The sequence below is a fragment of the Anaerococcus sp. genome (assembly GCF_022770135.1).
Classification (GTDB): Bacteria; Bacillota; Clostridia; order Tissierellales; family Peptoniphilaceae; genus Anaerococcus.
The window spans coordinates 1-7,049 of sequence record NZ_JALEIL010000137.1; the positions used below are offsets into that span (position 1 = coordinate 1).

The following is a 7,049-nucleotide window of genomic DNA, read 5'->3' on the forward strand; positions in this document are numbered from 1 at the left end:
AAGGGGGACCTCTAGAACATATTATAGCAGCAAAAGCTATTGGATTTAAGCAAAATCTAGATCCTAGCTGGCTAGCTTATGCCAAACAGATAAAAGCTAATGCCAAACAAATGGAAATCTCCTTTAAAAAGAATGATTTTGACTTAGTTTCTGGAGGAACTGATAATCATCTATTACTTTTAGATTTAAGGAATATGGGAATAACTGGAAAAGAAGCTCAAAACTTACTTGATGAAGTCTATATTACTACTAATAAAAATGCTATTCCTGGCGAAGAATTATCTCCTAATATAACTAGTGGACTTAGGATAGGAACTGCCGCAGTTACTACGAGGGGAATGAAGGAAAGTGAAATGGAAACTATAGTTAACTTGATTAAGAAAACTTTAAAGAAAGAAGATACTGTGGAAAATATTAGAAAGGAAGTTGTAAATCTTACTAATAGATTCCCGGTATATGGAGAAAAAATATGAAAATGCCGATAGTAACTCTTGTGGGAAGGACAAACGTTGGAAAGAGCACCTTGTTCAACAGACTTGTAGGCAAGAGAAAATCAATAACTGAAGACATTTCTGGAGTTACAAGGGATAGGATTGTAGATAAGGTTGAGTGGCAAAACAAGGAGTTTTTGCTAGTCGATACTGGTGGTCTCGATATATCAAACAAAGAAGTAATGAATACCGAGATCAAATCCCAAGTAGAAAAGGCCCTAATAGAGACAAATCTTATCCTTTTTGTTGTAGATGGCAGGGAGGGAGTCAATCCTTACGATGTCGATATAGCAAACGAAATTAGAAAGTATAATAAACCAGTTATAATAGTTGCAAATAAACTAGATTCATTCAAAATCCCTGATGATATATATGACTTTTATCAATTTGGATTTGATGATATGTCAATGATATCTGCTGAGCAGAGCAAGGGATTGGGTGATTTACTAGATAAAATCGTTTCATTTATAGACTTCTCTTCTTTTGAGCAAATAGAAGACGAAACAAGAATCGCTATAATTGGCAAGCCGAATGCTGGAAAGTCATCCCTAGTCAATCTTTTATTAAATGAAGAAAGAATGATAGTTACAGACATTGCTGGAACAACAAGGGATGCTGTAGATAGCTACTGGCAATATAATAATCATAATTATGTTTTGATTGACACAGCAGGACTTAGGAGAAAATCAAAAGTTAAAGAAAATGTAGAATACTATGCTAATCAAAGGACCTTCGATGCTGTCGATAGTTCAGAGATATGCTTATTCCTAATAGATGCAAATGTTGGAGTTACAGAGCAAGATGCAAAAATTGCAGGATATGCTCACAATCAAAAAAAGGCAATAATAATAGCGGTAAACAAATGGGATTTGGTTGATAAAGAAACAAATACTATGAGGGATTTAGAGAGGGATATTAGAGAAACACTCTCTTTTGCTCCATATGCTCCAATAGTATTTATTTCAGTCCTAGAAAATAAAAGAATTGATAAATTATTAGACTTATTTGAAGTTGTGTCTAATAATTACCATACAAGAATTAAAACTGGTGTATTAAATAATATTTTACAAGATGCTATATTACTTAACCCACCGCCACAAGATAAGGGTAAGAGGCTTAAGATATACTATATGTCACAGGTATCTACCGCACCTCCTAAGTTTATGCTTTCAATAAACGATAGGGATCTTGTTCACTTCTCATATACTAGATATCTAGAAAATCAAATCAGACAAAATTACAGCCTTATAGGCGTGCCATTTAGTTTTGTTTTCAAACAAAAGGGTGAACAAAAATGATTGCGCTGATTGCTTTATTATCTTATATATTAGGATCAATACCTTTTGGTTTTATAATAGGAAAGGTAATTTTTAAGACTGATCTAAGAAAGCTCGGATCAGGAAATGTTGGGGCCACTAATGCCTTAAGAAATTTTGGTAGACTTGCTGGCTTTACAACCTTTCTTTTTGATTTTCTAAAGGGAAGCCTTGCTTGCTATTTAGGAGAAAAATTCGGGGGAGAACTAGGTCAAGCTTTAGCTATGTTTTTCGTAGTTATAGGTCATATGTATAGTTTTATCCTAAAGTTTAAGTCTGGCAAAGGTGTTGCTACATCTTTTGGCGCACTTCTTCAAATAGATTATAGATTTGCCTTAATTCTTTTGGCCATATTTATTGTCTTAATCCTAATATTTAGGATAGTTTCTCTATCATCAATAATAACAGCAGTTATTGCTGCAGTACTTGCTGTATTTAGATACAAGTTAAGCTTTATTACTGTAGCTGTTGTTTTGATTGCTTGTTTAGTTGTTTATAAGCATAAGGACAATATAAATAGATTAAAACTCGGAGAAGAGAAGAAAATATTTTAAGGAGTCTTATGGAAATATCGATAATAGGTTCAGGCAGCTGGGCTACAGCTATTGCAAATCTTCTAAGCGACAATTATGATATTCTCATGTATGCCAGGGATAATAATGTAGTTAATGCTATTAATACAAGGCACATCAATTCAAAATATTTTCCAGAAAAAATATTAAAGGAAAATGTAAGAGCAACACAGGATATCAAAAATACTTTAGAAAACAAGTATATAATTAATGCAATTCCAACTCAAAGTATCAGAAATGTTTACGAAAATCTAGGTCCTTACTTTGATGAGAGTAAGGTAATAATCAATCTATCTAAAGGACTTGAACTTAACACTCACTTTAGGATATCAGAAATATTTGAAGATATTTTAGGAAAAATTAATTATGCTATCCTAAGCGGTCCATCTCATGCGGAAGAAGTAATAGATGAAATGCCAACAACCTTGGTCTGTGCATCAAATAACATAGAGCTTGCTAAAGATATCCAAGAAATTTTTAATAGAGAATATTTTAGGGTATATACATCAACAGATGTAATAGGTGTAGAGATAGGTGGAAGTATCAAGAATATATTGGCCTTTGGAATTGGAATGGCCGATGGTCTTTCGTATGGAGATAACTCTAAGGCTGCTCTTATAACGAGGGGAATTCATGAGATGGAAAGATTTGCCACTAGATTTGGAGCGAGTGAGAAGACTATAAACGGTCTTGCTGGAATTGGAGACCTTATAGTAACTGCTACAAGCAAGCTTTCAAGAAACAATAGGGCAGGTAGGCTTGTTGGTAAGGGTTATAGTATTGATGAGACTATTTCAAAAATACAGATGGTTGTTGAAGGTATCCCTACGACTCAAGCAGTCTATGAACTTGCTAAAGAGAAAAATATTGAAATGCCTATTACTGAAGAACTCTACAAGGTGTTATTTGAAGGAAAGTCAGATCACCAATCTGTTAAAGATTTGATGGGAAGAGACCTAAAAAATGAATATTAAATTCGAAATATTCTTCTTATTAAGATATAATGTAATAGAGAGATAAAAAACGCAAAGGAAGTAATTATGTTAGATAGGTTTAAAGAATTTATAGGTATTGACGACAAATACGATGATTACGACGAGGATCAGTTGTATTACGACGATCTAGAAGAAGAAACAAAAGAAGAAAGTAAGGATAAATCTGAGAAGAATGAAACATATAAATCATATTTTTCAGACTCAAACTATAAGAGCGAAGAAAGCGATGAAAGTTTTAAGCCATCATTTACAGATAGCTTCAAGAATAATTCTTCATTCAAGAGTTCTAAATCATCAAGAAGAGGAGACAATGTAGTAAAAATGAGTGATAAAAATTTTGCTGGATCAAGTTCAATGAGAATTTCAATTCAAGAACCATTAGATTATGAAACAGATGCACCAAAAGTTATTGATGACATCCTTAACAAAAAGGTAGTTGTCCTAAACTTAGAGATGGTTGAATCAGATACAAGAAGACAAATCTTTGACTTCGTAAGCGGTGCTGTATATGCCTTAAGCGGTACGGTTGAGAAAGTTACAAAAGGAATATTTGTTATAAGTCCAAACGGTATACAAATAGACCCTGCTGTTACCGATCAAATATCTGAAGGAAATTATAATCAATTATAGATCGATCTAAAAAATCGATCTTTCTTTTTTATGAGTTTAGAATATAATTTAAATTTTATTAAGGATAAGGCTAAGAAGTCTAACATCAAGAAAGCTATATCTATTCTAGAGAGAGGATTCTATAGCAAAAAAGAGGTCTCTAGTTTCTTTCTTGATCCATTTGAGAGGAAAGTTATAAAAGATATAGCCAGAAAGAATAATATAGATATAGTGTTTGTTGGTGGTAATGATGAATGCGAAAGAAAAATATTTGTAGCGAACTACTATTATCTCCCTTTAGAAGAAAGTAATTATATAAAGGTTCTCACTTTCAATGGTAGCAAAATCAAGCACCCCGATGTATTAGGAGCCTTAGTCCATATGGGAATTGATAGAAATAGTATAGGAGATATATCGGTTTTAGATGGTTCAGTAGAATTTGTAGTACTTGAAGAAGAGGCAAATTTTATAAAATACAATCTAAGTAAGATAAGAAGAGAAGGCATACATATTGAAATCAAAGAGGAATGTAAATTAAATAAAGAAAAAGAAGATTATATTTCATCTACTAGCTTTATTTCTTCAGTAAGGCTTGATAATATTGTATCTAGCTTAATAAATACTTCTAGGGCTAAGGCTAAGATTTTAATAAATAATAGGCTTGTGAAGGTAGACCATCAAACTATAACAGATCCAAGTTATAATTTGGATGAAGGTGCTATGATATCGATAAGAAAAGAAGGGAGATTCATCTTTGATAGGATAAAAGGACTTAGCAAAAAGGGAAACTATCACATAGAATATAGGAAATTAATATGATATATTTACTAATTATAATATTGGGCCTTGTAATTGATAGGCTCACGAAAATTTACGCTGTTAATAACTTAATGGAACGAACTTTAGATGGCAAGTTAATTAATTTAACCTATCTTGAAAATAGGGGAGCGGCTTTTGGAATTTTACAAGATAAGAGATTGATATTTATAATACTTACAACTGCAATTGTAATATACTTACTTTATTATTTTCTTAAAAATATAAAAACAAGTCCAATGATACTCAACTTATCGCTTGCAATGATTATATCTGGAGCTATAGGTAACTTCTATGATAGGCTTATCCAAGGATATGTAGTAGATTTTATAGAGTTTTCTTTTGTACGATTTCCAGTATTTAATGTTGCAGATATTTTAGTAACAGCAGGTTGCACTCTAATGATTATTTATATTATCTTACATGGGGATAAATAATGAGTGTACAAATTGGAAATGATTGGGATCAATTACTAAAAGACGAGTGGGAGAAGCCTTACTACAAAAACCTCAGAAAGTTTTTGATTAATGAATATAAGCATTATAATATATATCCTGATATGTATGATTTATTTAATGCCCTCAAATATTTAAGTTATAATGATACCAAAGTTGTGATTTTAGGACAAGATCCCTATCATGGTAGGGGCCAAGCTCATGGATTTTCATTTTCTGTAAAAAAGGATGTATCCATACCTCCTTCCTTGCTAAATATTTATAAAGAACTACATGATGATTTGGATCTTTTTATGCCAGATAATGGAGATTTAACCAAGTGGGCTGAACAAGGAGTTCTGCTTTTAAATACAGTTCTTACTGTAAGAGAAAAATCTCCTAACTCCCATAAGGGAAAAGGCTGGGAGATACTTACTGATAAGATAATAGAGTTATTGAATAAACGTGAAAAGCCTATGGTATTTATCCTTTGGGGAGCAAATGCAAAATCAAAGGAAAGATTAATTACCAATAAAAATCATCTTATCTTAAAATCTGTACATCCTTCGCCCTTATCGGCTTATAGAGGATTTTTTGGATCAAAAGTTTTTTCTAAGACAAATGAGTTCTTAAAAGCAAATAATATGGAAGAAATTGACTGGCAGATCGAGAATCAGAGATGATTCTCGATAATTTTTTTTGCTAAAATAAGGATATTTTTGTGATTATATTTATAATTCTGTCTTATTATTAGGAAATGTTCGTCAATACTGAGACTTGTCTCATTTTTGATCTCAAAATTATTTATACTTACATAGCCTTTAACATCCTTATCAAGAATTCCATATAAAACTTGCAAATTGATTATAATTGTTCTTCCTTTTATTATTAATTCATAATTTTCTCCATTAAAATAAGATTCATTTAGAAGATTTTGAGACCTTAGAGAAATTCTTGCAACGTCGTTATTTATATCACAGTTTAATAAAGTTATAGGAGATAAAGTTGAATTAATTGAAAGTTTATCTTCAAAATATTTTTCTATATAAACAATCTTCTCGGTTGCAATAAGATCATTTTCATTATGCTTCATTATTGGATAAGGATTTGTACGTCTTTTCAAATCATTAGATAATTTGCTGAAAGTTTTGTAGCGTGAAGGGTCATTCCTATAGAAACCTGCAAGTTTCTCAATATCATTAAGCTTAAGTGATTCAAAATCAAAAAACTTGTTATAGGGCCTTATTATCTTAAGTAAGTCTAAACTTTGTGGTAGTAGCGGGAAATCTCTGTGCTTTATAAGCCTATTATTTAAGAAAGGTATATCAAAGGTATCACCATTATAGGTAATTACATTCTTTTCTGATATTTTTCTCTTATAAATTTCAAGCAATCTTTGTTCTTCACTATCATCTTGAGCAAAATATTGGTAAATATAAGCCTTACCATCTATTTTTTCAATTATACCTAATAATACAAGTCTATCTATAGAAGAGTCAAGGCCCGTAGTTTCTATATCTAAAATAATTTCATCTTCTTTTAAATTTTTAGCTTCATGTCTTTTCTTTAATGTAATCATATTATTACTATACTATAATTTGTAATTAGACTTCGTTATAATATAATGAATAAGTTAAGGAGTAGTCTATGATATATTTAGATAATGCAGCAACTACAAAAATGTACAGAGAAGCCATCGAAAAAATGGTTGAGGTAGAAGAAAATTATTATGCAAATACTTCATCAATTCATTCATTTGGCATGGATTCTGAAAATTTAGTAAAGAAAAGTAAAAATATAGTGGCAAAGGCTATAA

Annotated in this window: 9 protein-coding genes and 1 pseudogene; 9 read left to right on the forward strand and 1 reads right to left on the reverse strand. The window is 31.3% G+C overall.

Features of this window, described 5'->3' with window-relative positions:
* The 8 genes and pseudogenes from MRZ08_RS07055 to MRZ08_RS07090 form a co-directional block, all read left to right on the forward strand.
* Nucleotides 1-473, forward strand: a pseudogene (locus MRZ08_RS07055) (serine hydroxymethyltransferase); the annotation flags it as partial.
* Nucleotides 470-1,789 (forward strand): ribosome biogenesis GTPase Der, encoded by a 1,320-nt coding sequence (der, locus tag MRZ08_RS07060; RefSeq protein ID WP_297381040.1) that lies wholly within the window; start codon nucleotides 470-472, stop codon nucleotides 1,787-1,789. The pseudogene MRZ08_RS07055 and the gene der, both read left to right, overlap by 4 nt.
* Nucleotides 1,786-2,361 (forward strand): glycerol-3-phosphate 1-O-acyltransferase PlsY, encoded by a 576-nt coding sequence (gene plsY / locus MRZ08_RS07065; RefSeq protein ID WP_297381043.1) that lies wholly within the window; start codon nucleotides 1,786-1,788, stop codon nucleotides 2,359-2,361. The genes der and plsY overlap by 4 nt, the downstream gene beginning before the upstream one ends.
* A gap of 8 nt (nucleotides 2,362-2,369) precedes the next feature.
* Nucleotides 2,370-3,353, forward strand: coding sequence for an NAD(P)H-dependent glycerol-3-phosphate dehydrogenase (locus tag MRZ08_RS07070; protein ID WP_297381045.1), 984 nt, complete (start codon nucleotides 2,370-2,372; stop codon nucleotides 3,351-3,353).
* A 66-nt stretch (nucleotides 3,354-3,419) separates the two neighbouring features.
* Nucleotides 3,420-4,004 (forward strand): cell division protein SepF, encoded by a 585-nt coding sequence (locus tag MRZ08_RS07075; RefSeq protein WP_297381048.1) that lies wholly within the window; start codon nucleotides 3,420-3,422, stop codon nucleotides 4,002-4,004.
* A 30-nt stretch (nucleotides 4,005-4,034) separates the two neighbouring features.
* Nucleotides 4,035-4,802: a YlmH/Sll1252 family protein gene (locus tag MRZ08_RS07080; RefSeq protein ID WP_297381050.1), complete on the forward strand. Its 768-nt coding sequence runs from the start codon at nucleotides 4,035-4,037 to the stop codon at nucleotides 4,800-4,802.
* On the forward strand, nucleotides 4,799-5,236 hold the full coding sequence (gene lspA, locus MRZ08_RS07085) for a signal peptidase II (protein ID WP_297381052.1): 438 nt from the start codon (nucleotides 4,799-4,801) through the stop codon (nucleotides 5,234-5,236). The genes MRZ08_RS07080 and lspA overlap by 4 nt, the downstream gene beginning before the upstream one ends.
* Complete coding sequence (locus tag MRZ08_RS07090; protein ID WP_297381055.1) at nucleotides 5,236-5,916, forward strand: uracil-DNA glycosylase; 681 nt, start codon at nucleotides 5,236-5,238, stop codon at nucleotides 5,914-5,916. The genes lspA and MRZ08_RS07090 overlap by 1 nt, the downstream gene beginning before the upstream one ends.
* On the opposite strand, the gene MRZ08_RS07095 is transcribed toward MRZ08_RS07090, so the two are convergent.
* Nucleotides 5,907-6,812, reverse strand: a complete 906-nt coding sequence (locus MRZ08_RS07095; protein ID WP_297381057.1) for a ribonuclease H-like domain-containing protein — start codon at nucleotides 6,810-6,812, stop codon at nucleotides 5,907-5,909. The genes MRZ08_RS07090 and MRZ08_RS07095 overlap by 10 nt on opposite strands.
* 68 nt (nucleotides 6,813-6,880) lie before the next feature.
* On the opposite strand from MRZ08_RS07095, the gene MRZ08_RS07100 reads away from it, so the two are divergent.
* A partial coding sequence (locus tag MRZ08_RS07100) for an aminotransferase class V-fold PLP-dependent enzyme (RefSeq protein ID WP_297381059.1) occupies nucleotides 6,881-7,049 on the forward strand: 169 nt, incomplete at its 3' end.